This window comes from Salipiger bermudensis HTCC2601, from assembly GCF_000153725.1.
GTDB lineage: Bacteria > Pseudomonadota > Alphaproteobacteria > Rhodobacterales > Rhodobacteraceae > Salipiger > Salipiger bermudensis.
This window is the reverse complement of the sequence record NZ_DS022276.1, coordinates 891,299-917,480: the sequence shown is the minus strand read 5'-3', so window position 1 is coordinate 917,480 and position 26,182 is coordinate 891,299. Positions and strand designations below refer to the sequence as shown.

At 69.3% G+C, this 26,182-nt stretch carries 19 protein-coding genes and 1 pseudogene; 13 read left to right on the top strand and 7 right to left on the bottom strand.

Features of this window, described 5'->3' with window-relative positions:
- Positions 1 to 197, top strand: a 197-nt coding sequence (gene yaaA, locus R2601_RS26430; RefSeq protein WP_007794156.1) for a peroxide stress protein YaaA, incomplete at its 5' end; no start/stop codon positions are given.
- On the opposite strand, the gene R2601_RS04400 is transcribed toward yaaA, so the two are convergent.
- Positions 185 to 2,752, bottom strand: a complete 2,568-nt coding sequence (locus R2601_RS04400) for a hybrid sensor histidine kinase/response regulator (protein WP_007794154.1) — start codon at positions 2,750 to 2,752, stop codon at positions 185 to 187. The two genes, yaaA and R2601_RS04400, sit on opposite strands and share 13 nt — an antisense overlap.
- A 136-nt stretch (positions 2,753 to 2,888) precedes the next feature.
- Here R2601_RS04400 and R2601_RS04395 point away from each other — a divergent pair, with 136 nt between their 5' ends.
- From R2601_RS04395 to R2601_RS04360, 8 genes are all read left to right on the top strand, one after another.
- Complete coding sequence (locus R2601_RS04395) at positions 2,889 to 8,318, top strand: alpha-2-macroglobulin family protein (protein WP_007794152.1); 5,430 nt, start codon at positions 2,889 to 2,891, stop codon at positions 8,316 to 8,318.
- On the top strand, positions 8,315 to 8,866 hold the full coding sequence (locus R2601_RS04390) for a putative glycolipid-binding domain-containing protein (RefSeq protein ID WP_007794150.1): 552 nt from the start codon (positions 8,315 to 8,317) through the stop codon (positions 8,864 to 8,866). The genes R2601_RS04395 and R2601_RS04390 overlap by 4 nt, the downstream gene beginning before the upstream one ends.
- Positions 8,859 to 10,877, top strand: coding sequence for a penicillin-binding protein 1C (gene pbpC, locus R2601_RS04385; protein ID WP_007794147.1), 2,019 nt, complete (start codon positions 8,859 to 8,861; stop codon positions 10,875 to 10,877). The genes R2601_RS04390 and pbpC overlap by 8 nt, the downstream gene beginning before the upstream one ends.
- 117 nt (positions 10,878 to 10,994) lie before the next feature.
- Positions 10,995 to 12,167: a M24 family metallopeptidase gene (locus R2601_RS04380; RefSeq protein WP_040544351.1), complete on the top strand. Its 1,173-nt coding sequence runs from the start codon at positions 10,995 to 10,997 to the stop codon at positions 12,165 to 12,167.
- A gap of 11 nt (positions 12,168 to 12,178) precedes the next feature.
- A complete protein-coding gene (locus tag R2601_RS04375; RefSeq protein ID WP_007794143.1) occupies positions 12,179 to 13,972 on the top strand; it encodes a gamma-glutamyltransferase family protein in 1,794 nt (597 codons plus the stop codon).
- A gap of 13 nt (positions 13,973 to 13,985) precedes the next feature.
- On the top strand, positions 13,986 to 14,339 hold the full coding sequence (locus tag R2601_RS04370) for a RidA family protein (RefSeq protein WP_007794141.1): 354 nt from the start codon (positions 13,986 to 13,988) through the stop codon (positions 14,337 to 14,339).
- A gap of 96 nt (positions 14,340 to 14,435) precedes the next feature.
- Entirely contained in the window at positions 14,436 to 15,512 is a 1,077-nt protein-coding gene (locus R2601_RS04365; protein WP_007794138.1) for a methylglyoxal synthase, read from the top strand.
- 134 nt (positions 15,513 to 15,646) lie between these two features.
- Positions 15,647 to 15,991, top strand: a complete 345-nt coding sequence (locus R2601_RS04360) for a cupredoxin domain-containing protein (protein WP_007794135.1) — start codon at positions 15,647 to 15,649, stop codon at positions 15,989 to 15,991.
- 33 nt (positions 15,992 to 16,024) lie between these two features.
- Here R2601_RS04360 and R2601_RS04355 read toward each other — a convergent pair whose 3' ends face one another.
- Genes R2601_RS04355 through R2601_RS04345 form a run of 3 tightly spaced genes read right to left on the bottom strand, consistent with a single transcriptional unit; the run spans position 16,025 to position 18,052 of the window.
- The gene (locus tag R2601_RS04355) at positions 16,025 to 16,684 is read right to left on the bottom strand and encodes an SOS response-associated peptidase (RefSeq protein WP_007794132.1); all 660 of its coding nucleotides are present in this window, start codon (positions 16,682 to 16,684) and stop codon (positions 16,025 to 16,027) included.
- Between the two features lie 13 nt (positions 16,685 to 16,697).
- Complete coding sequence (locus R2601_RS04350; protein ID WP_007794128.1) at positions 16,698 to 17,306, bottom strand: enoyl-CoA hydratase/isomerase family protein; 609 nt, start codon at positions 17,304 to 17,306, stop codon at positions 16,698 to 16,700.
- Entirely contained in the window at positions 17,303 to 18,052 is a 750-nt protein-coding gene (locus tag R2601_RS04345) for an SDR family oxidoreductase (RefSeq protein WP_007794125.1), read from the bottom strand. The genes R2601_RS04350 and R2601_RS04345 overlap by 4 nt, the downstream gene beginning before the upstream one ends.
- A gap of 134 nt (positions 18,053 to 18,186) precedes the next feature.
- On the opposite strand from R2601_RS04345, the gene R2601_RS04340 reads away from it, so the two are divergent.
- Positions 18,187 to 19,710, top strand: a complete 1,524-nt coding sequence (locus R2601_RS04340) for a DUF2125 domain-containing protein (RefSeq protein ID WP_007794121.1) — start codon at positions 18,187 to 18,189, stop codon at positions 19,708 to 19,710.
- Positions 19,711 to 19,954: 244 nt separating this feature from the next.
- Here R2601_RS04340 and R2601_RS04335 read toward each other — a convergent pair whose 3' ends face one another.
- Positions 19,955 to 20,974: an LLM class flavin-dependent oxidoreductase gene (locus tag R2601_RS04335; RefSeq protein WP_007794119.1), complete on the bottom strand. Its 1,020-nt coding sequence runs from the start codon at positions 20,972 to 20,974 to the stop codon at positions 19,955 to 19,957.
- A 204-nt stretch (positions 20,975 to 21,178) separates the two neighbouring features.
- Positions 21,179 to 22,432 (bottom strand): FAD-dependent monooxygenase, encoded by a 1,254-nt coding sequence (locus tag R2601_RS04330; protein ID WP_007794117.1) that lies wholly within the window; start codon positions 22,430 to 22,432, stop codon positions 21,179 to 21,181.
- A gap of 51 nt (positions 22,433 to 22,483) precedes the next feature.
- Here R2601_RS04330 and R2601_RS04325 point away from each other — a divergent pair, with 51 nt between their 5' ends.
- Positions 22,484 to 23,812: an amidase gene (locus R2601_RS04325; protein ID WP_007794115.1), complete on the top strand. Its 1,329-nt coding sequence runs from the start codon at positions 22,484 to 22,486 to the stop codon at positions 23,810 to 23,812.
- 120 nt (positions 23,813 to 23,932) lie between these two features.
- Here R2601_RS04325 and R2601_RS04320 read toward each other — a convergent pair whose 3' ends face one another.
- Positions 23,933 to 24,811 (bottom strand): mechanosensitive ion channel family protein, encoded by an 879-nt coding sequence (locus R2601_RS04320; RefSeq protein ID WP_007794110.1) that lies wholly within the window; start codon positions 24,809 to 24,811, stop codon positions 23,933 to 23,935.
- A gap of 153 nt (positions 24,812 to 24,964) precedes the next feature.
- Here R2601_RS04320 and map point away from each other — a divergent pair, with 153 nt between their 5' ends.
- Both map and R2601_RS04310 read left to right on the top strand, forming a co-directional pair.
- Positions 24,965 to 25,813 carry a type I methionyl aminopeptidase gene (gene map, locus R2601_RS04315; protein WP_007794109.1) on the top strand — a complete coding sequence of 283 codons (849 nt, stop codon included), beginning with the start codon at positions 24,965 to 24,967 and terminating at the stop codon, positions 25,811 to 25,813.
- A gap of 17 nt (positions 25,814 to 25,830) precedes the next feature.
- Positions 25,831 to 26,182 (top strand): annotated as a pseudogene (locus R2601_RS04310) (F0F1 ATP synthase subunit beta); the annotation flags it as partial.

Genomic DNA, 26,182 nt, shown 5'->3' with positions numbered 1-26,182 from the left:
TGGAAGACAAGGGCGGCCAGCCGAAGATCGTCAGCTTCTACGCCAAGAAGGCGCGTGGCGCGATGGCGCGCTACATCGTGCAGCACCGGCTCACCGATCCCGACAGCCTGCGCGATTTCGACACCGGCGGCTACGCTTTCTCCGAAGAGCTGTCGCAGCCCGATCAGCCAGTCTTCGTGCGCCCCTACGGCGGCTGAGCCGCGCGCCCGGCCCAGGTTTCGATCAGCCGCGCCAGTTCCTGCTTGCGCAGCGGCTTGGTGAGGTAATCGTCGAGCCCGGCCTCGAGGATGCCGTCGCGATCGCCGGTCATGGCATGGGCGGTGACCGCGATGATCGGCAGATGCGCGCCCGGCGGCTCGAGGGCGCGGATTTCCTGCGTGGCCTGCTTGCCGTCCATGCGCGGCATCGAGATGTCCATGAAGATCAGGTCCGGGCGGCGCTTGCGGTAAGCTTCGACGGCCTCGATGCCGTTGCCGGCAAGGCGCAGCTCGAGCGGTAGCCCGAGCCCTTCCGCCATCTTGCGAAACACCATCTGGTTGGTGCGGTTGTCTTCGGCGAGGATCACGTCGAGGGGCCGGGCCGGGGCGGCTGCGGACGCCGCCGTGGCCCCCCCGCGCCGGCTGCGGAAGGTCGGCAGCGCGTCGGTCTGGGCGGGTGGCTTCGGCTCGGCGGCAGGCGGGTCGGCACACATCGCCTCGAGCGCCGCGAACAGCGCCCGGCGCGGGGCGGGCTTGGGCAGCACTGCGCGCACGCCGCAACGCTGCGCCTGCTCGGTCAGGGCCTGTGGCTCGCGCGAAAGCAGCATCACCGGAAGCCCCGGCTGCACGCGCGCGAGTTGCTGCGCCAGTTCGAGCCCGCTCATGTCCGGCAGATCCTGCTCGGCGATGATCAGGTCGGGCGGTTCGTCCATCCGGTCGAGCGCGTCTTCGGCGGTCTTGCAGAAGGCGACCGAGAGGCCCACCGTCTCCATCTGCTGGGTCAGGATGGCGCGGTTCAGCACGTGATCATCGACCACGAGCACCTCGCGCAGGCTGTCGGGGAGGGCGGCTGTCTCGATCTGGGCCGGCTCGTCGACCGGCAGCACCATCCGCAGCCCGAAGCACGAGCCTCGCCCGGCCTCGGACTCGACCCAGATCTCGCCGCCCATCAGGTCTGTCAGCCGCTTGGTGATTGCAAGGCCCAGCCCGGTGCCCTCGAACTGGCGGTTTCGATCATCCTCGACCTGATTGAACTCGCCGAAGATGTGCTCGATCTTGTCGGGCGGGATGCCGATGCCGGTATCCTCGACCGTGGCATGCACCGCGGCCTCTCCTTCCTCGACGCAGCGCCCGGTGATGCGGATCAGCACGTGGCCCTCGTTGGTGAACTTGACCGCGTTGCCCACGAGGTTGGTGAAGATCTGCCTCACCCGGCCCGGATCGCCCACGAAGCGGGTGGGCAGGAACATGTCGTAATCGACCAGCAGCTCGAGGCCTTTCTCCCGCGCCGTGGGCTGCAGCATCAAGAGCACCTCGTGCACCGTGCGTTCCAGATCGAAGGGCTCTGGCTTGAGTTGCAGGCGCTCGGCCTCGATCTTTGAATAGTCGAGGATGTCGTTGATGATCACCAGAAGCGCCTCGCCCGAGTTGCGGATGGTGTCGACATAAAGCGCCTGCTCGTCGCTGAGGGCGGATTCGCGCAGCAGCTCGGCCATGCCGACAACGCCGTTCATCGGGGTGCGAATCTCGTGGCTCATATTGGCGAGGAAGGCGGACTTTGCGTGGCTCGCCTCTTCGGCGCGGCGCTTGGCCTCGACCAGCTCCTGCTGGATGCGCTTGGCCTCGGTGATGTCGATGCGCAGCCCCACGCGGCCGCCATCGGAGAGCGCGCGTTCGTAGATCCGCAGCCAGCGGCCATCGCGCAGCTGCTGCTCCATCTCCTGCTCGGCCCTGCGATGTGCCGACAGGCGCTCTTCGAGCCAGTCTTCCTCGCGCCCCAGCGCCTCGGCATACTGGCCTTGCGACAGACCATAGCGCAGGATGTCCTCGAAGCTGGCGCCGGGGATGATGGCGGGGGCGCTGTCGCTGTAGAGGTTGCGGTAAGGGGCATTGCACATCAGCAGGCGGTCTTCGGCATCGTAGATTACGAAGCCGTCCGGCAGCTCTTCGATGGCCGACCACATGCGCATCAGCTCGGTGATGTCGACGCAAAGCGAGACCACGCCACCATCCGGCATGCGCCGATCCTGGATCTTGATGAACTGCCCGGTCCAGAGGCGGATGGTCTCGGGCGGGATCGGGCTCATCTCCCAGCGCTCCTGCATCCGGCTGAGCCAGTGCCGGCGACGCTCGCCCTGCAGATCGACGATGCCCTCCTCGACCAGCATCTCGAGCACGTGGCGGTAGCTCGCGCCGGGGCCGACCGAGTCGATATCCTCGAACGGGGCAAGGAAGGCGGGGTTGGCCAGCTCGAGCAGCGCGTCGGAATTGTACATGGCGAAGCCGTCGCGCATGGTTTGAAGCGCCTTCCAGAGCTGTCCCTCGACCAGTTCGATCTTCTCATGCGCGAGGCCGAGCTGCGATTTCACCAGCCGGTTCTCGGAGCGCACCTCGGTGATCTCGGCGCGGGTTTCATGGATCTCGTCGCTCAGGGCGCGGGCGTGCTTGCCGAGCTTGCGGTTGGCGGCAAAAAGCTCGGCCTGCTTGAGTTCGAGCAGGCGCTCTGCCGCGAGCCTCGCGCGGCGTTCCTCCGCCAGTCTTGCCGAGAGACTCATGCTTGGGCCGCCTCCTGAAATCGGGGGGAGAGTGGCGCGGTTTTGGTGAAGATCGCCTTAAGGAAGACGGCGGAAATCATTGCCATTCTGGCCGCCCGGGTTCACCATGCCTCAGCTTTCAGGAGGAGATTGCAGCATGCGCCGGCTGATGCTCGCTCTCGTCGCGGCGGCCTGTGCCGCCACGTCGTCCCCCGCGCAGGAGGCCGGGACGATGATGCCCGAACGCCGCCTGATCGTGAGTCGTGACATGGACTTCTTCGGCGGCGACCTTCAGGCGCTGTTCGACACCTCGCTCGAGGCCTGCCAGAGGCTCTGCCTCGGCGATCCAGCCTGTGTGGCCTTCACCTTCAACACCCGCTCCAACGCCTGTTTCCCCAAGACCGGCGTGACCGAGCGCAAACCCTATGACGGCGCGGTCTCGGCAGAGGTGATTGCCGCCGGCGCCGAGGCGCAGGCGCGGGCGCAGGCGCGGGGGCGCGATCTCGGTTTCCTTGACGGCGGCGACCTTGCCGCCGCGCGCGAGGAGGCAGAGGCCATCGGCGTGCGTCATTCCGGCGGGCAGTGGAGCGTCGAGGCGCTGGGCGATGCCGCCCGCCGCGCCGAGGCGCAGGGCAACCTGCGTGATGCGCTGAGCTGGACCGGCGCGGCGCTGGCGCAGACCGACGCGGCGGCGCTGTGGCTCGATTACGCGCGGCTGTCGCGGGCCTATGCCACGGCCAGCAGCAACGGCGGCGAGACAAGGAGCCACGCGCGCCGGGCGCTGTTGGCGTCGATCAACGCCTACCTGCGCGCCGGGCCCGAGGCGCAGCGCGCCACCGCGCTGATGCAGATGGCCGAGGGGCTCGAGGCGACAGGGCAGGGCCGGCTGATGGTGCCGGCGCTGCGGCTCGCCGAGCGGCTGGCGCCGCGCGACGAGATCGCAGACGCGCTAGACCGGGCGATCGCGCAATACGGCTTCCGTATTACCGAGCACGTGGTCGAGGCCGATAGCGCCGCGCCGCGGATCTGCGCCGAGTTCTCCGAAGAGCTGATCCGTGCCGGGCAGGATTACGCGCCCTTCGTGGGGCTGCCGGACCCGAAACTCGCCGTGGTGTCGGACGACAGGCGCATCTGCGTCACGGGCATTCAGCATGGCGAGCGCTATGACCTGACCTTCCGAGCGGGCCTGCCCTCGGCGCAGGGCGACGCGCTGGTCCGCGACGTGCCGATCACCGCCTATGTGCGCGACCGCGCGCCCTCGCTTGGCTTCCCGGGCCGGGCCTACGTGCTGCCCAAGAGCGCCGATGCCGGGCTGCCGATCGAGACGGTGAATCTCGGCAACGTCGATCTGACCCTGCGCCGGGTCTCGGACCGCAACCTGATCCGCGCCATGCAGGACGACTATTTTGGCCGCCCGCTTTCGACATGGGCCGAGGAGCGCTTTGCCGGGGAACTGGCCGAAGAGGTCTGGACCGGCAAAGGCGAGGTCGAGAACCGGCTCAACGCGGAGGTGACCACGCGGCTGCCGATGGGCGAGGTGGTGGGCGATCTGCGAGCGGGCATCTACGCGCTGACCGCGCGGGTGCCCGGGGCCGATCCCTATGACGAGGCCGGCGCGACGCAGTGGTTCGTGCTCTCCGATATCGGCCTGACGACGCTGGCCGGGACCGACGGGCTCACGGTGGTCGCGCGGGGGCTCTCGGATGCCGCGCCACTCGAAGGGCTCGAGGTGACACTGCTGTCGCGGGCCAACCGTGCGCTTGGGGTGGCCACGACCGACGCTGACGGCGTGGTGCGCTTTGCCGCCGGGCTGGCGCGAGGCACCGGCGGGGCCGCCCCGGCGCTGCTGACCGCCACGCGGGGCGAGGAGGACATCGCCTTCCTGTCGCTCACCGATCCGGCCTTCGATCTCTCGGATCGCGGCGTCGAGGGGCGTGCGCCCGCCGGGCCGCTCGACGCCTTCCTTGCCACCGACCGTGGCGCCTACCGAGCGGGCGAGACCATCCACGCCACTGCGCTGCTGCGCGACGCAAAGGTGCAGGCGGTCGCGAGCGTGCCGCTGACCGCCGTGCTGACCCGGCCCGACGGGGTGGAGCATGCCCGTATCGTCTCGAGCGAGGGCGTGGCGGGGGGCCATGTCTTCAGCCTGCCGCTCGCCCCCTCGGTGCCGCGCGGTACGTGGCGGCTGGCGCTTTTCGCTGACCCCGAGGCGCCGGCGCTGGTGTCGCAGATGGTGCTGATCGAGGATTTCGTGCCCGAGCGCATCGACGTCGACCTGTCCCTGCCCGAGGGGCCGATCGCGCGCGACGCGCCACCGCTGCTCACGCTCGAGGCACGCTATCTCTTCGGCGCGCCGGGGGCGGATCTGCCGATTGAAGGTGAGCTGACGCTGATCCCGCAGACCACGCTGGAGGCGCTGCCGGGCTACCGCTTCGGTCGCCATGACGCCGAAGCCAACCCGCAGACGCAGTCCTTCCCACCGGATCTGCGCAGCGACGGCGACGGACGCGCGCAGCTGGCGCTGCCCTTGCCCGAGGGGGCGGAGGGCCAGCCGCAGGAGGCGCGGGTGACGCTGCGGGTTTCGGAAGGCTCGGGCCGCCCGGTGGAGCGCTCGCTGAGCCGCCCGGTTGCGCCCTCGGGGCCGATGATCGGCATTCGTCCGGAGTTCGACGGCACCCTGCCGGAGGGCACGGAGGCCAGCTTCCTGCTGCAGGCGGTCGGGCCGGATCTTGCGCCGGTACCGATGGAGGTGGAATGGCGGGTGAACCGGGTCGAGACGCGCTACCAGTGGTACGAGCTCTACGGCAACTGGAACTGGGAGCCGGTGACCACGCGCAGCACCGTTGCCAGCGGGTCGGCGACGCTGGCGGGCGAGCCGCTTCGGGTGAGCGCGGGTCTTGACTGGGGCGCCTACGAGCTTGTGGTCGAGCGGACGGGCGGCGAGTACGTCGCCTCGTCGGTTGGCTTCGAAGCGGGCTGGTACGCGCCGGTGGGCGCGGTCGCCACGCCGGACATGCTCGAGCTGTCGCTCGACCGCGAGAGCTATGCCCCGGGCGACACCGCGCGGCTGCGCGTGGTGCCGCGCCACGCGGGCGAGGCGCTGGTGACGGTGCTCTCGGACCGGGTGATCTCGATGCAGGCGATGGACCTGCCCGAGGGCGAGAGCGTGATCGACCTGCCGGTGACCGAAGAGTGGGGCGCGGGCGCCTATGTTACCGCACAACTGCTGCGCCCGATGGATGTCGCGGCGGGGCAGAGCCCGGCGCGCAGCCTCGGCCTTGCCCATGCCGCCATCGCGCCGGGCGACCGGCAGCTCTCGGTGAGCTTCGACGCCCCCGAGCAGAGCGCCCCGCGCGCGCCGCTGACCGCCGCTGTTCAGCTTGACGGCGTGGCCGCGGGCGAGACCGCCCATGTCACCGTCGCGGCGGTGGATCTGGGCATTCTCAACCTCACCGGCTTCGACAGCCCCGACCCGTCGGGGCATTACTTCGGGCAGCGTCGGCTGGGGGTGGAGATCCGCGATCTCTATGGCCGCCTGATCGACGGCATGAGCGGCGCCATGGGCGCGATCCGCTCGGGTGGCGATGCTGGGGCGTCCATGCGCCTGCAATCGCCGCCGCCGACCGAAGAGCTGGTGGCGTTCTTCTCGGGTCCGGTGACCGTAGGGGCGGATGGCCGCGTCGAACTCAGCTTCGACATGCCGGATTTCAACGGCACGGTGCGGCTGATGACGGTGGCCTGGACCGAGAGTGCAGTGGGGCAGGCCGAAACGGATGTGCTGGTGCGCGACCCGGTGGTGATCAACGCCTCGCTGCCGCGCTTCCTCGCCCCCGGAGACGAGACCCGGCTGCTGCTCGAGCTGACCCACGCCACCGGCCCGACCGGGCAGATGTCGCTCGAGATCACCGCGCGCGGTGTCTCGCTGGGCAATGCGCCTGCCGAAGTGACGCTGGCCGAGGGGGAAACGCAGCGCCTGAGCCTGCCGCTGCGCGCCGATCTGACAGGCGATCATGAGATCGCTCTGGCGCTCACCACGCCGGACGGCAAGCGCCTCACCAAGACGCTGACTATCGGGGTGCGCTCGAACGACCCGCAGGTGGGCACAACCCGCCGCTTCACCCTCGATCCCGGCCAGACCTTCACGTTGGATCGCGCGGCTCTGGAGGGGCTGCGGTCCGAGAGTGCCGAGGTCATGGTCTCGGCCGGGCCGCTGGCGCGGTTCGATGTGCCGGGGCTGCTCGCCTCGCTCGAGCGCTATCCCTATGGCTGCACCGAGCAGGTGACCTCGCAGACCCTGCCGCTGCTCGCGCTCTCGTCGCTGACCGAGCCGTTGGGGCTGGGCAACAAGGCGCAGATCGACGCGCGCATCGCAAGAGGCATCACGCAGGTGCTGACCCGACAAGGAGCCAACGGCGCCTTCGGGCTCTGGCGCGCGGGCTCGGGCGATTTCTGGCTCGACGCCTATGTCAGCGATTTCCTGACCCGCGCCCGCGCCGCCGGGCAGGAGGTGCCCGAGACCGCCCTGACCGCCGCGCTCGACAACCTCGCCAACCGCGTCGCCTATGCGCCGGATTTCGAGGAGGGCGGTGAGGACATCGCCTATGCGCTGATGGTGCTGGCCCGCGAGGGCCGCGCCGCGATCGGTGAGCTGCGCTACTACGCCGACCAGCGCGCCGATGCCTTCGCCACGCCGCTGGCGCAGGCGCAGCTTGGTGCTGCGCTCGCCAGCTATGGCGAACAGGCCCGCGCCGACCGGATGTTCGCCAAGGCGGCGGCGCGGCTGGCGGGACATGCCGGGGAAGGTCAGGTCTGGCGCGCCGATTACGGCTCGCCCCTGCGCGATGCGGCGGCGGTGCTGACGCTGGCCGCCGATGCAGGCTCGGGGGCCGTGGATCGCGAGGCGCTGGTCTCGCGCGTGACGGGGGCCGACCGCCCGCTTTCGACGCAGGAGCAGGCGTGGTCGCTGATGGCGGCCCATGCGCTGGTGGCCGATCCCGGTGCCTCGGGCATCGCGGTGGACGGCATGCCGGCCTCAGGCCCGTTCCTGCGGCGCATTCCCGGCGACGCCCTCGACCCGACCGAGATCACCAACACCGGCAGCGGCCCGACCCCGATCACCGTCACCGCGCTTGGCGTGCCCGAGGGCGACACCGAGGCGCAGGGCTACGGCTACACGATCAGCCGCGAGTACTTCACCCTCGAGGGGGCGCCGGTCAGCGGTCCGGTGGAACAGGGCGACCGAATGGTCGCCGTGCTCACCGTACGCCCTGCGGAGGACGGCGGCGCGCGGCTGATGGTCAACGACGCGCTGCCGGCGGGGCTCGAGATCGACAACCCGAACCTGCTGCGCGCCGGAGATATCCGCGGGCTCGACTGGCTGGACCCCAGCGAAACCGAACATGCCGAGTTCCGCGCCGACCGTTTCCTCGCGGCGGTCAACCAGTCGGGCAGCGCGCCGATCCGGCTGGCCTATGTCGTGCGGGCGGTGTCGCCCGGCACGTTCCACCACCCGGCGGCCCTCGTCGAGGACATGTACCGCCCCGAATACCGGGCGACCACCGCGTCCGGCAGACTGGAGATCCGATGACCGAGACTATTGCAACCACCCGCTGGCGCGCGCTCGACCGCGATGGCGAAGACAAGTGCCGACTGGCGCATCACGATGGCGGCTACATGCTGGTGGGCCACGCGCGCTTCCGCGATGGCGCGGGCTGGGCGGCGCTCGATTACGTGGTGCGGATCAACGGTGACTGGCAGACCTGCTCGGCGGATGTCACCGGCACCCATGCCGGCGAGGAAGTGGCGCTCAAGCTGACCCGCGAGGACGGCGCATGGACACTCAACGGCGAGGCACAGCCGCAGCTCGAGGGCTGCGAGGACGTGGATTTCGCCTTCACCCCCGCGACCAACCTGATGCCGCTGCGCCGCCTGCCCGATGTCGGCCGGTTGACCACCCGCGCCGCGTGGCTGCGGCTGCCGGGTCCGCAGGTCTCGCCGCTGGATCAGAGCTACACCCGCGAGCGCGGCACGCTGGTCTCCTACCACGCCGAACAGAGCGACTTCAGCACCCAGCTGGTGATCGACCCGTCCGGCTTCGTGGCGACCTATCCGGGCCTCTGGGAGGCCGATGCCTAGGCTTCTCGCCCTTGTCGTCCTGCTTTGGGCGGTGGCGCTGGGGCGCGATGCCGCCGACGACTGGATCGCGCGCACCGATATGCCGGTGCTGGACCACGCCACCGCGCCCGAGGTCCGCGACCGCGAGGGCCGGCTCTTGCGGGCCTACACGGTGGAGGACGGGCTCTGGCGCATGGAGGTGACGCCCGACCGGGTTGATCCACTGTTCTTCGAGATGCTGATCGCCTACGAGGACCGGCGGTTCTACAGCCACCCCGGCGTCGATCCGGTGGCCGCCCTGCGGGCTGCGGGGCAGGGGGTGCGGGCCGGGCACATCGTCTCGGGCGCCTCGACGCTGACCATGCAGGTGGCGCGACTGCTCGAGGATGGCGGCACCGGCGCGTGGGCGGGCAAGCTGAGGCAGTTGCGGCTGGCGCTGGCGCTCGAGCGGCGGCTGGACAAGACCGAGATCGTGCAGCTCTACCTGCGGCTCGCGCCCTATGGCGGCAACCTCGAGGGGCTGCGCGCCGCGACGCTGGCGTGGTTCGGCAAGGAGCCGGCGCGGCTCACCCCCGCCGAGGCGGCGCTGCTGGTGGCGCTGCCACAATCCCCCGAGACGCGCCGCCCGGATCGCCACCCCGAGGCCGCGCGCGCTGCCCGCGACCGGGTTCTGACGCGCATGGAACGCGCCGGGGTGATCGATGCCGAGACCGCCCTTGCGGCGCGGCGCGAGCCCGCACCGGACCGCCAGCACCCGTTCCCGCAGATCGCGCCGCATCTCGCCGACCGAGCGCTGGCCAAGGGGACGGGGCGGCACCGTCTGACCCTTGATCGCGACCTGCAGCAGAGCCTCGAGCGGCTCGCCACCACCTACATGCAGGGGCGCGACAGCCGGTTGTCGCTGGCGATGATCGTGGCCGACCACCAGAGTGGCGAGGTGCTGGCCAGCGTCGGCTCGCCGTCCTACGCCGCCACGCGCGGGCAGGGCTTTGTCGACATGACACGGGCGCTGCGCTCGCCGGGCTCGACGCTGAAGCCGCTGGTCTACGGGCTGGCCTTCGACCGTGGGCTGGCGCATCCCGAGACGCTGATCTCGGACACGCCGGTGCAGTTCGGCACCTACGCGCCGCAGAATTTCGACGGCCAGTTCCGCGGCGAGCTGCGGGTGGCGCGGGCGCTGCAGCTGTCGCTCAACATCCCCGTTGTGCGGCTGACCGACGCCATGGGCCCGGCGCATGTCATGGCGGCGCTCGAGACCGCCGGCCTCTCGCCTCAGCTGCCCGGCGGGCAGCCGGGGCTGGCGCTGAGCCTTGGCGGAGTTGGATTGTCGCTCTGGGACATGGTGACGCTCTACGCGGCGCTTGCCGAGGGTGGCGAGGCCCGCGGGCTGCGCTGGAGGCGGGGCGAGGAGTCGCGGGTCGCGCGGCGGCTGATGAGCCCGCGCGCGGCGTGGCAGGTGGGGCATGTGCTGGCGGGGCTGGCACCGCCGCCGCAGGCCGGACCGCCGGGGCGGGTGGCCTACAAGACCGGCACCTCCTACGGCCACCGCGATGCCTGGGCGCTGGGCTATGACGGGCGCTACGTGGCGGGCGTCTGGATCGGACGGCCCGATGGCACGCCGATGCCCGGCGCCTTCGGCGGCGAGCTGGCAGCGCCGCTGCTGTTCGAGGCGCTGGGGCGCGCCCGGGCCGAGCCGGTGCCGCTGCCTGCGCCACCGCCCGACACGCTGCTTGTCAGCAACGCCAAGCTGCCGGTGCCGCTGCACCGCTTCGGCGGCAGTGACACGGAGGCGCCCTCCCTGCGGGTGACCTTCCCGCCCGAGGGCGCGCGGCTGTCGGCGGATGCGCGCGGCGTGCCGGTGAAGCTGCGCGGTGGCGTACCGCCCTTCACGCTGCTGGCCGATGGTGCGGTGCTGGCCACGCAGCAACGCGGGCCGGAGTTCCTTGTGCCGCTGCAGGGGGTGGGCTTCACCACGCTGTCGGTGATCGACGCCACCGGGCAGGCGGGGCGGGTCTCGATCGAGCTGCGCTGATCCGCGCGCCATGCCGGGGCCTCAGGTCGGGCTCATGTGTACAAAAACGAAAAATCGGTCGACATCGTGGCGCTTGCGCGGTTGTCTGGCCGCGCACACCGACAGCCGGAGACGCCGATGAACCTGCTTTTCGACCATGACGAATACCGCGCCCGCGTGGCCCGGACCCAGGCCGCCATGCGGATCCGGGGGATCGACGTGCTGCTGGTCTCGAACCCGGCGAACCAGTTCTACCTCACGGGCTATGACGGCTGGTCGTTCTACACGCCGCAGATGGTGGTGGTCTCGGTCGATGCCGAGGAGCCGTTCTGGTTCGGCCGCAAGATGGACGCGGTGGGGGCCAAGTTCACCGCTTACCTGCGCGAAGAGAACGTCATTCCCTACCCGGACAAATACGTTGGCAGCGATGAGCTGCACCCGATGGACTACCTCGTCGAGCTGCTGAAGGAAAAGGGCTGGCACAAGGGCCGCATCGCCGCTGAGCAGGACGACTACTACTACACTGCCAAGTGGAACCGGATCCTGGTGCAGGGCCTCGGGCAGGGCGAGTTCGACGATGGCTTCCTGGTGGTCAACCGCGTGCGCATGGTGAAATCCCTGCGCGAGCTCGAGTACATGTCGCAGGCCGGCCAGATCGCCACGCTGGCGATGGACAGCGCCCGCCAGCTCTGCAAGCCCGGCGTGCGGCAATGCGACGTGATGGCCGAGCTCTACCGCGTCACCACCTCGGGCACGCCCGAGTTCGGCGGCACCTTCCCCTGCAAGCCGCCCAACGCCATGGTGGGCGAGATCGCCTCGGCCCCGCATCTGAGCTGGACCGATGCGCCGCTCGAGGAAGGCGAGGTCTTCTACATCGAAATGGGCGGCATCCGGCATCGCTACCACGCGCCGCTGTCGCGCTGTGTCTACGTGGGCGACCCGCCCGCCGAGCTGGTGGAGACCACCAAGGTGATCCGCGAGGGGCTCGAGGCGGCGCTCGACGTGGTGAAACCGGGCGTCGAGTGCCAGGAAATGGCCCATGCATGGGAGGCGGTGATCCGCCGCCACGGCATAGAGAAGGACAGCCGCATCGGCTATCCGGTGGGTATCGGCTTCCCGCCCACATGGGGCGAGCTGACCTGCTCGCTGCGCGCCGGCGACACCACGGTGATGGAGGAGAACATGACCTTCCACTGCATTCCGGCGCTGTGGCTCGAGAAATACGGCCTCGTGGTGAGCGAGACCTTCGCGGTGACCGAGGGCGGGGCGCAGTGCTTCGCCAGCTGCCCGCGCGACCTTCTGACCGCCTGAGGAGGACTGACATGGCAGGCTTCACGACACGCCCCGAGATCCGCGGCACCTTCGGCATGGTGACCTCGACCCACTGGATTGCCTCTGCGGTCGGCATGGCGATCCTCGAGAAAGGCGGCAACGCGTTCGACGCGGCGGTGGCCACGGGCTTCGTCCTGCAGGTGGTCGAGCCGCATCTCAACGGTCCGGCGGGCGATCTGCCGGTGCTGTTCCACTCGGCGCGCGACGGCAAGCCCGGCGTGCTGTGCGCGCAGGGCGTGGCCCCAGCCGCCGCCACCATCGAGGCTATGAAGGCGCAGGGCATTGAGGGGCTGATCCCCGGCTCGGGGCTGCTCGCCACCGTGGTGCCCGGCGCCTTCGACGGCTGGCTGCTGCTGCTGCGCGATCACGGCAGCATGGAGCTCTCGGAGGTGCTTGAGCCGGCCATCGGCTACCTCTCCGACGGGCATCCGATGCTGGCCTCGGTGGCCGGGGCCATCGCCGGGCTCGAGCGCTTCTTCACGGCGCAATGGCCCAGCTCGCACGCGGTCTGGTGCCCGGACGGCACCGCACCCGAGCCGCTGTCGCTGTTTCGCAACCCCGACCTCGCCGCGACCTACCGACGGCTGGTCGAGGCCGCCGAAGGCGACACCCGAGAGGCCCGGATCGACGCCGCCCGCGCCGCGTGGCGCGACGGTTTCGTGGCCGACGCGATTGCCGATTACCTCGGCGATGCAAAGGTGATGGACGTGACCGGTGAGCGCCACGGCGCGCTGCTCAACCGCGCGGATCTGGCCGGCTGGGAGGCCTCCTACGAGGCCCCGGCCAGTGTCGAGTACCACGGCTGGACGATCTGCAAGACGGGCCCGTGGGGACAGGGGCCCGTGCTGTTGCAGGCGTTGCAGATCCTGAAGAACTTCGACCTCTCGGCGATGGACCCGCTGGGTGAGGAGTTTGCCCACACCGTGATCGAGGCGATCAAGCTCGCCTGGGCCGACCGGGAGGCCTATTACGGCGATCCCGATCACTACGATATCCCGCTCGAGACCCTGCTCTCAGACCGCTACGGCCGCGAGCGGGCGGCACTGATCTCGCAAGACGCTTCGCAGGAGCAGCGCCCGGGGCGCATCCCGGGGCACGAGGCGCTGGCCGACGCCGCCATCGCCCGCGCCGCGCGGCGCATGGACGTGATGGAGGATCCGGCCACCGGCGAGCCGACCATGGCGCACCTGACCGACACCAGGGGCGACACGGTGCATCTCGATATCGTCGATCGCTGGGGCAACATGGTTTCGGCCACGCCCTCGGGCGGCTGGCTGCAGTCGAGCCCGGTTGTGCCGGGGCTGGGCTTCCCGCTCAACAGCCGGGCGCAGATGTTCTGGCTCGACGCGGGTCTGCCCTCCTCGCTGACACCGGGCGCGCGGCCGCGCACCACGCTGACGCCTTCCATTGCCTACGGGCCGAATGGCGAGGTCCTTTCCTTCGGCACGCCCGGCGGCGACCAGCAGGACCAGTGGCAACTGGTCTGGTTCCTGCGCTTCGTGCATCACGGTTTCGACCTGCAGCAGGGCATTGACGCGCCGCTGTTCCACTCGCAGCATTTCCAGGCGTCGTTTTACCCGCGCGAGGCCAAGCCGGGGACGATGATGATCGAGGCCACCATCGGGCCGGTGGTCGTCGAGGCGCTGAAGGCGCGGGGTCATGATGTGGTGGTGGCCGAGGCCAACAGCGTCGGGCGGCTCACCGCCGCGCTGCGCCACGAGGACGGATTGATGCAGGCGGCGGCGACGCCGCGGCTGATGCAGGCCTATGCGATCGGACGCTGAGAGAGGACAAGAGATGAGCGAGATCACCCGCGTGCGCGGCCCCTACAAGGGCCGCAACTCCGGCACCGCCTTCAACGGCATGGGCTGGGCGGTGGCGACCACACAGGTCGAGACCGACGACGTGCATGACCAGACCGCCAGCACGCTGGCGCGGATCGACGAGATTCTGGCCGAGATGGGCACCGACAAGACCCGCATCCTCAATGCCACGATCTATGTCACCGACATCGCCACCAAGGACGAGATGGACCGCGCCTGGTGCGACTGGATCGGCGACGACCCGCAGCACTGGCCGCAGCGCGCCTGCGTCGAGACCGGGCTGGCGGCCGGCCACCGGGTCGAGATCGTGGTGGTCGCGGCGCTCTGATCCCGCCCGGGGCGGCGGCGGGCGAAAGGCGCTTGGTCCTCGCGGCCGCGCGCCCTACCGTCACCGACAATCCTGCCCATTTGACGGAGCCCTCTCATGGCGTTCGACTTCATCCTGATGCTCACCGAGAACGACCGCACGATCCCCGACGCGCGGGCGCGGATCGACGAGGCGCTCGAGGGCGGCGTGCGCCATATCGGCTTCAAGGACGTGGGCCTGCCCTTCACGGAGCTGAAGGGGCTGGCCGAGGCGATCCGCGCCGCCGGCGGGCGCTCCTATCTCGAGGTGGTGAGCCTCGACGAGGAGAGCGAACTGGCCTCGGCCCGCGCCGCCGTCGATCTCGATGTCGACTGCCTGCTTGGTGGCACCCGGCCAAAGGCAGTGACCACCGTGACCCGCGACCATCCGCTGCGCTACTACCCGTTCTGCGGCAGCATCACCGGTCATCCCAGTGTGCTCGAGGGCCCGGTCGATGCCATTGTCGACTCGGCGAAGCGGCTGGCGGATCTCGAGCATGTGCACGGGCTCGACCTGCTGGCCTACCGCTTCGCCGGAGATGTGCCCGAGCTGATGCGGGCGGTGTGCAGCGCCATCGGCAAGCCGGTGATCATGGCCGGCAGCATCGACAGCGAAGCACGCATCACCGCCGCGGCCGAAGCGGGCGCGGCGGGATTCACCGTGGGCACCGCGGCGCTGGCCGGCGCCTTTCCGGCAGAGGGGCCGGGCTTTGCGGCGCAGGTGCGCGCCATCCTCGGCTTCACCACCCGGGCACGGATGCGCTCGACCGCGCCCCGCCGCATCGCGCTCGCGGCGCATGACACCCGCAAGGCGCATCTGCGGGCCTGGGTGTCGCGCCACGCTGCCGCGCTCGAGGGGCACCGGCTGGTCTGCACCGGCGGCACCGGCCAGATGATTGCCGAGGCCGCGCCACAGCTCAGCCTGCGCCGGTTGCAGCGCGGCTCGCGCGGGGGCGACCAGCAGCTCGGCGCGATGATCGCCACCGGCGAGCTCGACGCGGTGATCTTCTTTGCCGATCCCACCGTGCCGCATGGCGGCGAGGCCGACCTGCGGGCCCTCACCCGGCTCGCGGTGCTGCATGACACGCCGCTGGCGCTCGGCCCTTCGGGGGCGGACATGATCGCCACGGCGCTGCTTGCGATGCCCGAGGGCTGACACCCTGCCGCGCCGGAATGGCTGGAATTCCGGTGCCTTGGCCTGAATCGCCAAACTGTTGCCCAAATCTTCGCATAGGTCTGCCGCAAGCCAAGCGGTGGGGGCCGAATTGTGCTGTTTGAAGGAGTGGTATCATGCTGCGCAAATCCGGTTTTCTGGCCCTGACGCTGGGCCTTTTCGCGGCGCCGCTGTCGGCGGAGGAGCACTCCGTCCTGCTGATGGGGCAGGGCTATTTTCCCAGCCAGGTCTATCCGGTGATCGGTGACACCGTGCTGTTCGAGAACAGCTCGATCGTGGCGATGTCGGCCACTGCCTCGGATGGCAGCTGGGATACCGGCGTGCTTCAGCCCGGCGAGAGCTACACCTTAGAGGTGACCGAGGGCATGACCCAGACCTTTGGCGATACCGTGAACGAGGGCAGCATCGCTGCCGGTGTCATCGCCTACGCGCCGACGCAATCCGACGTCGCGCAGAACTGAGATCGCCGCCAATCCTGCACCCGACCGCCGGTCTCAGATCGGCTGAATGAGTTGCGGGCCGCTGGCGCGGTTCGAGTTCACCTCCCGGTCGACCCGGTGAAAGCGCAGCTTGCCCTCGGGGGCGGGCTGCATCAGCGTGGCCGCGCCGCGCCCACCCTCACCCAGCCAGAGCGCCCAGTCCGGGGCGGCGAGGATCACCGGCACCCGGTGATGGATCTGTGTCATCTCGCCCGCGGCTGCGGTGGTGACGATGGCGCAGGTGCGCAGCATCTCGCCGTCGCGCTCCCAGTCCTGCCAGATGCCGGCAAAGGCGAGCATATCGCCTTCGGCGGGCTGAATGTACCATGGCAGACGGGTGTCATCCTCGCCCTTGGTCCATTCGTAGAACCCGCTCGCCGGGATCAGGCAGCGACGCTCGCGGCAGGCGGCGCGGAAGGCGGGCTTCTCGGCGATGGTCTCGGCCCGGGCGTTGATCAGCAGCGGCCCGTCACCGGGGGTCTTGTACCAGTGCGGAATGAAGCCCCAGCGCATCGCCGAGAGGCTGCGGGTTCCGTCGCTGCTGCGCACCGTGTGCACGGCGTTGGTCGGGCAGACGTTGAAATTCGGCACCTCCGGCAGATCGTTGCCGGGCACCGCTTCGAAGATCTGCGCCATCGCCTCCTTGGCCAGCGTGATGGCGTAGCGCCCGCACATCGCCCCGGCCCGCCTAGCGGATCAGCGCCTTGATGGCGCGGGAGTGCTCGGGCGTCTGTCCAAGCGAGTCCGCAGCCAGCGCGCGCGCTTCCGTCATCAGCGCATCGGGCGCGACGATGCGGTCGATCAGCCCCCATTGCAGCGCCTCGTCGGCGGGGATCTTCTGCCCGGCCATCAGGATCATCTTGGCCCGCGACGGCCCCACCAGCGCGGTGAGACGCGCGGGGTCGGAAGGCTGCGGCAGGAAGCCGAGTTTCATCACCGGGTAGAAGAACTTGGCGCCCTCCACGGCGATGCGCAGGTCGCAGGCCAGCGCCATGCCCATGGCACCGCCGGCCAGCGTGCCGTTGAGCGCACAGATGGTCAGCCCCGGCAGCCGCGCGATGGCGCCCGAGAGCCGCTCCCAGAGCGGCGAGGTGGCGAGCCCTGCGCGCGCCGCCTCGAGATCGGCGCCGGCCGAGAACACCTTGCCCACGCCGGTCAGCACCAGCACCTGCGCCTCGCGGGCGGCCTCGGCGATCTCGCAGAGCCGTTCGAGCATCTCGGGGGTGAGCGAGTTCGCCTTGTCGGGGCGGTCGATCACCGCGATCCAGTAGCCGCCATCCTTCTCGAGCGAGATCATGCCACGCCGACCTTCTTGCGGATCTCCTCGTCGCGCAGCGAGATCTCGTCGCCAAGGTAGCCATCGGCCTCGGGGCCGCACATCCACAGAAGGGTCTTGGCGACCCATTCGGGCGGGATGTGATCGGACCAGTCGAGCTGGCTCACCGCGTTGATGCCGCTGGCCTTGATGGTGCGCTGCATCTCGGTCGCCACGGTGCCCGGCGAGAGCGAGATCGCGCGGATACCACGGGCGCGGTATTCCGCATCTGTGGCGCGGGTGATCATCAGAGCGCCAGCCTTGGAGGTGCAATAGGCCGACCAACCCTCGAGCGGGTTGTGCGCCGCGCCCGAGCCGATGGTCAGGATAGTGCCGCCACCCGAGGCGAGCATGCCCGGCAGTGCCGCACGCATGCCGTGGAACACGCCCTTGAGATTGATGTCGATCAGCGCGCCCCAGCTCTCGGGGTCTGCCTCGGCCAGAGGGGCGATGGGCTCGATCACGCCGGCATTATTTACCACGATGTCGAGCGATCCGAACGCCTTGTGGCAATTTGCCACCGCCTGCTCGACCTCCCAGTAGCGCGAGATTTCGCAGGGGATGGCAACGGCCTTGGGGCCGATCTCGCCGGCCAGTTCGGCGATGGCGTCGCGGCTGCGCGCCACCAGCGCGACATTGGCGCCAGCCTCGGCAAAGGCGCGGGCGGCGGCCGCGCCGATGCCGCGGCTGGCGCCGGTGATCAGGGCGGTTTTCCCTGTCAGATCCATGGGATGCCTCGTGTTTTTCGATTCCACTCATTGGTAAAGGCTGGAATACCCCCGGTCCAGCCTCTTGACCGGACGGACGCCGGTGCCGAAGTAGGCTACATTGATTAGACGATCTCGAACGAAAGGGTTGATCCATGCGTGTCTCCAATCTTGCCGCCGCTGCCGCGAGCGCGGCGCTGCTCGCCGCCCCGCCGGCATGGGCCGATGTGACACCCGAGCAGGTCTGGGGCGACCTCGAGGCCTATCTCGCCAGCTTCGGCTACGCGGTGACGGCGGAAGAGAGCCGCTCGGGCGACACCCTGACGCTGACCGACATGACCGTGCGCATGTCCTTCCCCGAGGACGAGGGCGAGATGACCGTCATGCTCGAGCAGATGGCGCTGCGCGATCAGGGCGACGGTACCGTGGCGCTTGATCTGCCGACCACGCTGCCGGTGCGGATCAGCATCGCTCCCACCGACGAAGAGACGGTGGACCTGACCCTCGACTACACGCTCGATGGCATGGAGATGATCATCGCGGGCGATCCCGAGGACATGACCTATGTCTACAGCGCCACCTCGATGGCGGTGGTTCTGAGCGAGCTGGTGGTCGATGACGAGACCATCCCGAGCGACAACGCGGCGGCGCAGATCAGCGCGGGCCCGGTGGATGGCGAAACCCGCATTACCCTTGCCGAGGGCATGCGGGCGATCAGCCAGCAGCTCTCGCTCGGCACCGTGAGCTACAATATTCTCGGCAGCGATCCCGAGGGGGACGGCGCGGGCATGCTGGCCGGCACGCTGGAAGGGGTAAGCTCGGACAGCACAACCGAGCTGCCCGAGGCCGTGAGTTCCGAGACCATGAACGATCTTCTGCGCGCCGGCATGACGGTCGACGCCACCACGCGCTACACCGCCGGGCAGTCGCGCTTCACGATGACCGAGGATGGCCAGACCACCTCGGGCGAGACCTCGAGCCGGGGCGGCAGCTTCGCGCTCAAGATGTCGCAGGATGCGCTCGACTACGACCTGAGGGCGCTTGGCATGAGTGTCGACCTCACCACGCCGGAGATGCCATTCCCGATCACGGCCCAGATGGACGAGATGCGGCTTGGTCTCATGATGCCGGTCGGCGCCTCCGAAGAGCCGGTCGACGCGGCGGCCAAGCTGACGCTTGCGGGCTTCACCACGTCGGACATGATCTGGTCGATCTTCGACCCGATGGGCATCCTGCCGCGTGACCCTGCGACGGTGGCGATCGATCTTGCCGGCAAGGTGACGCCCTCGGTCGACCTGCTCGATCCTGAACAGATCGAGGCGCTGGACGGGCAGACTCCTCCGGGCGAGCTGAATGCGCTGACGCTGAACAACCTCACCATCGAGGCGGGGGGCGCACAGATCACCGGTGAAGGGGACTTCACCTTCGACAACACCGATCTGCAGAGCTTTGACGGAATGCCGCGGCCCGAGGGCGCCCTGAGCCTGAAACTGAGCGGGGCGAACGGGCTGATCGACAACTTGATCCAGATGGGTCTGGTCAGCGATCAGGACGCGATGGGCGCGCGGATGATGATGAGCATGTTCGCGGTTCCGGGATCCGAGCCCGACACGTTGAACTCGACCATCGAGGTCAACGAACAGGGCCACGTTCTCGCCAACGGCCAGCGCATCAAGTAAGCGACCGCGCTCGAAAGGTCGGGGAGGCCGGCCCGCTTGGCGGGCCGGTCTTTCCTTTTGCGAGGGCTGGCGATGGCGCGGCGTGCAGCACGGCCGTGCACCGCAATCGCGGACCCGGTCGCCGCCCGCCGCACGCCCCTGCGCTCGACGCCGGCCCTGATGGCGCAGTTCCGGGCCATAAGGATCTTCCTCCCGCGATCTCCCAAGGGGTCTCGGGGCGCGGGAGGAAGGGATGGACGCGGACTCAGCGCCAGCCGAGCGCCGGGGCGACCTCGGTCAGGATGGTCTCGATCACGTGGGCGTTGTAGTCGACGCCCAGCATGTTCGGCACCGTGAGCAGCAGGGTGTCGGCCTCGGCAATCGCCTCGTCGCCCTTCAGCTGCTCGATGAGCTTGTCCGGTTCGTCCGCATAGCCGCGCCCGAAGATCGAGCGCTGCTGCTCGATGAAGCCCACCTGGTCGGTCTCCTTGCCACCGCGTCCGAAATACATCCGGTCGGTGTCGTTGGTGATGGCAAAGATCGACCGGCTCACCGAGGTGCGTGGCGCGTGCGCGTGCCCGGCTTCTTTCCACGCCGCCTTGTAGGCGCGCAGCTGGTCGGCCTGCTGGACGTGGAACGGCTCTCCGGTCTCGTCATCCTTGAGGGTCGAGCTCTGCAGGTGCATGCCGAGCCTGGCGGCCCATTCCGCCGTGGCGTTCGAGCCGGCGCCCCACCAGATCCGGTCGCGCAGACCTTCCGAATGCGGCTCGAGGCGCAGCAGGCCCGGCGGGTTGGGGAACATCGGCCGGGGGTTCGGCTCGGCAAAGCCCTTGCCCTCGAGCAGGTCGAGGAAAACCTCCGTGTGGCGCCGCGCCATGTCGGCCGGGCTTTCACCCTCGGCGGGGCGGTAGCCGAAGTATTTCCAGCCGTCGATCACCTGCTCGGGCGAGCCGCGCGAGATGCCGAGCTGCAGCCGCCCGCCGGCGATCAGGTCGGCCGCCCCGGCATCCTCGGCCATGTAGAACGGGTTCTCGTAGCGCATGTCGATCACGCCGGTGCCGATCTCGATCTTCGAGGTACGCGCCCCGACGGCGGCCAGAAGCGGGAAGGGCGAGGCCAACTGCCGGGCGAAGTGGTGGACCCGGAAATAGGCCCCGTCGAGCCCCAGCTCTTCGGCGGCCACGGCCAGCTCGATCGACTGGGTCAGCACGTCGGCTGCGGTCTTCACTTCGCTGCCCTGGGTCGGGGACCAGTGTCCGAAGGACAGAAATCCGATATTCTTCATGGCTACGGCTCCTTGATCCGTCGCAGCAGGCTGCGCCAAGTTGGGGTGGCAGGCTGCACCAAATTGGGGTGGCAGGCTGCGCCAAAGGGGTGGCGGCCTCTGCCGCCCTTGGCAACGAGATAGGAAGTCCGCCGCGTGCGCCGCAAGGGCGCCAAGGGTTCGCCTCGGCGCAGGGCCTGTGCATCGCTGCGCGCGCGAATGCGCTCAGTCGCGCATCAGCTCGGGCAGGTCACCGGTGATGCCGGCGGCCTCGCGGATGAAGCCCCGGCGCAGTCCGGGCACCGCATTGATCGCCGCCATGCCGAGATCGCGGCCAAAGCGCAGCAGCGCGCTGTCGTTCGAGAACAGCCGGTTGAACAGGTCGGTGGCCGCCGCCAGCGAGGCGGTGTCGAAGCGCCGCCATTGCTGGTAGCGCGCCAGCACCAGTGGCGAGGCGATGTCCTCACCGCGCCGCTGCGCATGTCTCAGCACATGCGCCAGCGCCGCCACATCGCGCAGCCCGGCGTTCAGGCCCTGGCCGGCGATCGGGTGCATGCCATGCGCCGCATCGCCCACCAACGCCAGCCGCTCGGCGATGAAGCTGTTCGCCAGAGTGAGGTTCAGCGGGTAGACAAAGCGCTTTCCTGCGAGGGAGATCTCGCCGAGGAAGTCGCCGAAGCGCGGGCGCAGGACCTCGAGATACTGATCGTCAGGCAGGGCGTTGATGGCGCGGGCCTGCGCCTCGGTTTCGCTCCAGACGATGGAGCTGCGGTTGCCCGGAAGCGGCAGGATGGCGAGCGGCCCCGGCGGCATGAAGAACTGGTGCGCGACGCCGTGATGGGGCTTTTCATGCGCGATGGCGCAGACCAGCGCGGTCTGTCCATAGCCCCAGCCGGTGCGCCGGATGCCGGCCCGCGCGGCGGTGCCGCTGCGCCGCCCGTCGGCGCCCACCAGCAGCCGCGCCCGCAGCGTCTCGCCGCTGGCCAATGTGACGCTGATGCCGCCCGGGCCGGTCTCCTGCGCGATCACCGTCTCGCCGGCGCGCTGTTCGACAAGCGGGTTGGCCTCCATCGCCTCGAGCAGGGCGCGGCGCAGGTAGCGATCCTCGACCATCTGGCCCATCGGCCCTTCCTCGATCTCGGCGCTGTCGAAATGCAGCCCGAGGAAGACCTGCGCATCGCCCACGCGCCCGTCGGTCACCTTGATCTCGCGCATCGGCTGGGCGTTGGGCTCCAGCCGCTCCCAAAGCCCGAGATTGTCGAGCATCCGCACCGAGGACAGCGCCAAGGCATAGCCGCGCCCGTCGAAATCCTCCTGCGTGCGCGCCGCCTCGGGCAGGGCGTCGATGACGATGCTCTTCAGCCCGGCCTTCGCCGCCGCCAGCGCCAGGGCGGGGCCGTTCAGCCCGCCGCCCACGATAAGGATGTCGCAATCATGTTCCATGAGCGCAAATATGCGGCCCCGCGCGGGATTGTCCATGCGCTGCGCTGCCGCTACCAATGCCGCAACGGCAAAAAACGAGGGACGGTGATGAGCGATCTGACAGGCATGAGCGCAGCGGCGCTGGGGCAGGGCATCGGCAAGGGCGAGATCGACCCGGTGGCACTCACCCAGGCCTTTCTCGACAAGATCGCCGCGCACCCGCTGAAGGACCGGATCTATGCCCGCCTGACGCCCGAGCGGGCGCTGGCCGAGGCTCATGCCGCCCGCCACCGCGCCGAACTGAAGCAGCGCCGCTCGCCGCTCGACGGGGTGCCGGTGAGCTGGAAGGACCTCTTCGACACGGCGGGCATCGCCACCGAGGCCGGCTCGAAGCTGCTCGAGGGCAGGGTGCCCGGGCGCGACGCGGCCGTGCTCGAGGTGGCGACCGCGATGGGGCTGGTCTGCCTCGGCAAGACCCACATGTCGGAACTGGCCTTCTCGGGCCTCGGCCTCAACCCGATGACCGCGACCGCGCCTTGCGTGAACGATCCCGAGGCCGTGGCCGGCGGGTCCTCCTCTGGCGCCGCGGCGTCGGTGGCCTTTGGGCTGGCGGCCGCCGCCATCGGCTCGGACACCGGCGGGTCGGTGCGTATCCCGTCGTGCTGGAACGATCTGGTGGGGCTCAAGACCACCTCGGGCCGGATCTCGCTGCAAGGCGTGGTGCCGCTGGCGGTGAAGTTCGACACCATCGGTCCGCTCTGCCGGACCGTCGAGGATGCCGCACTGACCTTTGCCGCGCTCGAGGGCCGTGACGCCCCAGATCTGCGCGGCGCCTCGCTCGAGGGCCGGCGCTTCGCCCGGCTCACGACCATCGTCCTCGACGACATGAGCCCCGAGCCGGCCGCCGCGCATGAGGCGGCCCTCGAGACGCTTGCCGCCGCCGGCGCCGAGATCGTCGATCTCGACGTGCCCGAGATCGCCATCCCGATGCAGGATGCGGGCATTCTCTACACCACCGAGGCCTGGGCCGCCTGGGGCGAGGCCATCGAGGCGGCGCCCGACAAGATGTTCGCGCCCATCCGCGAGCGGTTCGAGGGCGGCAAGCCGGTCACCGGCGCCGCCTATCTGCGTGCGCTCGACCGCATGGAGGCCGCCCGCGCCGCCTATGCCCGCGCCACCGCCGGCTTCGACGCGGTGCTCTGCCCGACCGCGCCGATCCTGCCGCCGAACATCGACAAGCTGATGGAGCAGGGCGAGTATTATGTCACCGCCAACCTTCTGGCGCTGCGCAACACCCGCGTCGGCAACGTTATGGGCGGCTGCGCCCTCACCTTGCCCACCGGCACCCCCTCCTGTGGCCTTTCGCTGATGGCCCCGCCGGTGCAGGAAGACCGCCTTCTGCGCCTCGGCATCGCCGCCGAGCGCGCCCTGGCCTGACGCCAGCCGCCAGCAGATCGCGCCCGGCTCTTCTCTGGCTGCAAAATACCTCGGGGGAGAAGCGGCGCAGCCGCGACGGGGGCAGCGCCCCCGCCGTCCTCTCCGCAGGAGCGCCGGGCGTTACTCCGCGGCGATCGCGCCGTTGTCGTCGCGCTCGACCACGAGCGTGCGGGTCGGGAAGGGAATATCGACCCCATGCTGGTCGAGCGCTTCCTTGACCTTGCGTGTCATGTCGGCTTGGTACTGGAAGAAATCGGCGCTATCGACCCAGACCCTGACCAGGAAATCCACCGAGCTGTCGCCGAGCGCGTTGACCTGGATGAACGGCTCGGGATCGGACTTGGAGCGCTCGTCGGCCATGATGGTGCTCAGGATCACCTCTTCAGCGGTCTTGAGGTTGGCGCCGTAGCCGACCCCGAAGGTCCATTCGGCGCGACGGGTGCTGTAAACCGAGAAATTCTCGATCACGTTGCCCCAGACCGAGGCATTGGGCACGATCACCTGCGTGTTGCTGAGCGAGGCCAGCTCGGTGGTGTTGAGGGTGATGTCCTTGACGGTGCCCATCTCGCCGGCCACCTCGATGAAATCGCCCAGCTTGAAGGGGCGGAAAACGATGATCATCACCCCGGCGGCGACGTTCGACAGCGTGCCCTGCAACGCCAGGCCGACGGCAAGACCGGCAGCGCCGAGCGCGGCGATGATCGAGGTGGTCTGGATGCCGAGATTGTTCATCACGATCAGGCCGGTGAAGATCAGCACGAGATAGCGCGCGATCTGGCCGAGAAAGGCGAAGAGCGTGTCGTCGAGCCGCGGGCTGCGTTTCGAGATCGCGATCACCCGGCGCCGCACCCAGCCGGCGATGATGAAGCCGATGATCAGGATCAGCAGGCCGGTGACCACGTTGCCGAGGATCCCGGCGAGGAAATCCAGCGTCAGCACGTCTGACAGGGAGGTGCCGTTGTAGATCTCGGTATTCATGATGTCATTGATCGGTTCCATGGTCCCTCGCGCATTTTTTCTGCAATATGACATCGTTCCTGACGCCCGCACGGGCAACACGCAAGAGGCGAGCGCGGTTCCGGCCGTCCCCTCTGGCAAAGCGGTGCGCGAGGGTTTAAGTAACGGACTCGAATTCACACGGAGCGCGCAGCCTTGAGACATGACACCGGCGGCCGCCTCACCCGGGACGGCATCCGCATTCACGACCCCGAAGATTTCGCCGGCATGCATGCCGCCGGCGCCGTCGCCGCGAAGATCCTCGACGACGTGGCGCCGCATGTGTGCCCGGGCCAGACCACTGGCGGGCTCGAAGAGGTGATCCGCGCCGCGGTCGAGGCCTCTGGCTCGACATCGGCCACGATCGGCTACCGGGGCTACCAGCACGCCAGCTGCATCTCGGTCAACCACGTGGTCTGCCACGGCATTCCGGGCAGCAAGATCCCCAAGTGGAAGAACGACAGCCATGCCCGCAACGATGATACCCTGCTCGACGGGGACATCCTGAACATCGACGTGACGGTGATCGTCGATGGCTGGTACGGCGACACCAGCCGCATGTACGTGGCCGGCGAGCCCAAGCCCTACGCCCAGCGGCTGATACAGGTCACGCACGATGCGCTGATGATCGGCATCGAGCAGGTCAAGCCCGGCAACACCTTCGGCGACATCGGTCACGCCATCCAGAGCTACGTTGAGGGCCATCGCATGTCGGTGGTGCGGGACTTCTGCGGCCACGGCCTTGGCCGGGTGTTCCATGCGCCGCCCAACGTCCTGCATTACGGCCGCGCCGGGAGCGGCCCGCAGCTTGAGGAAGGCATGTTCTTCACCATCGAACCGATGGTCAATCTCGGTCGCCCCGAGACCAAGGTGCTCAAGGACGAGTGGACCGCGATCACCCGCGACAAGTCGCTCTCGGCACAGTTCGAGCATTCGGTCGGCGTGACCTCGGACGGGGTCGAGATCTTCACCCTCTCTCCCGGCGGCAAGTTTCACCCCACCTGAGAGGGATTGCGGGCCGCGTGCGGCCCGCCCGAAGAAGGGCCGCGCCGCCGCCGCTGCGGGCGCGCGGCGGGGCGTCGGAGCCGTTTCGCACCGGCATCAAGGTGGTCGATCTGCTGACTCCGCTGGCGCAAGGCGGCAAGGCGGCGATGTTCGGCGGCGCGGGCGTCGGCAAGACGGTACTGGTGATGGAACTGATCCACTCGATGGTGGCAGGCTATGACGGCATCTCGGTGTTCTCGGGCATCGGCGAGCGCTCGCGCGAAGGCCACGAGATGCTGCTCGACATGACCGAGGCCGGGGTGCTCGACCGAACGGTGCTGGTCTATGGACAGATGAACGAGCCTCCGGGCGCGCGCTGGCGGGTGCCGA

Excerpts from the sequence above, each read along its gene's own strand:
- R2601_RS04380 (WP_040544351.1), top strand. The coding sequence starts at position 10,995 with ATGAACCTGCTTTTCGACCATGACGAATACCGCGCCCGCGTGGCCCGG.
- R2601_RS04375 (WP_007794143.1), top strand. The coding sequence starts at position 12,179 with ATGGCAGGCTTCACGACACGCCCCGAGATCCGCGGCACCTTCGGCATG.
- R2601_RS04355 (WP_007794132.1), bottom strand. The coding sequence starts at position 16,684 with ATGTGCGGGCGCTACGCCATCACGCTGGCCAAGGAGGCGATGGCGCAG.
- R2601_RS04365 (WP_007794138.1), top strand. The coding sequence starts at position 14,436 with ATGGCGTTCGACTTCATCCTGATGCTCACCGAGAACGACCGCACGATC.
- R2601_RS04325 (WP_007794115.1), top strand. The coding sequence starts at position 22,484 with ATGAGCGATCTGACAGGCATGAGCGCAGCGGCGCTGGGGCAGGGCATC.
- R2601_RS04340 (WP_007794121.1), top strand. The coding sequence starts at position 18,187 with ATGCGTGTCTCCAATCTTGCCGCCGCTGCCGCGAGCGCGGCGCTGCTC.
- R2601_RS04320 (WP_007794110.1), bottom strand. The coding sequence starts at position 24,811 with ATGGAACCGATCAATGACATCATGAATACCGAGATCTACAACGGCACC.
- R2601_RS04330 (WP_007794117.1), bottom strand. The coding sequence starts at position 22,432 with ATGGACAATCCCGCGCGGGGCCGCATATTTGCGCTCATGGAACATGAT.
- R2601_RS04345 (WP_007794125.1), bottom strand. The coding sequence starts at position 18,052 with ATGGATCTGACAGGGAAAACCGCCCTGATCACCGGCGCCAGCCGCGGC.
- R2601_RS04390 (WP_007794150.1), top strand. The coding sequence starts at position 8,315 with ATGACCGAGACTATTGCAACCACCCGCTGGCGCGCGCTCGACCGCGAT.
- R2601_RS04350 (WP_007794128.1), bottom strand. The coding sequence starts at position 17,306 with ATGATCTCGCTCGAGAAGGATGGCGGCTACTGGATCGCGGTGATCGAC.
- pbpC (WP_007794147.1), top strand. The coding sequence starts at position 8,859 with ATGCCTAGGCTTCTCGCCCTTGTCGTCCTGCTTTGGGCGGTGGCGCTG.
- R2601_RS04395 (WP_007794152.1), top strand. The coding sequence starts at position 2,889 with ATGCGCCGGCTGATGCTCGCTCTCGTCGCGGCGGCCTGTGCCGCCACG.
- R2601_RS04370 (WP_007794141.1), top strand. The coding sequence starts at position 13,986 with ATGAGCGAGATCACCCGCGTGCGCGGCCCCTACAAGGGCCGCAACTCC.
- R2601_RS04335 (WP_007794119.1), bottom strand. The coding sequence starts at position 20,974 with ATGAAGAATATCGGATTTCTGTCCTTCGGACACTGGTCCCCGACCCAG.
- R2601_RS04360 (WP_007794135.1), top strand. The coding sequence starts at position 15,647 with ATGCTGCGCAAATCCGGTTTTCTGGCCCTGACGCTGGGCCTTTTCGCG.
- R2601_RS04400 (WP_007794154.1), bottom strand. The coding sequence starts at position 2,752 with ATGAGTCTCTCGGCAAGACTGGCGGAGGAACGCCGCGCGAGGCTCGCG.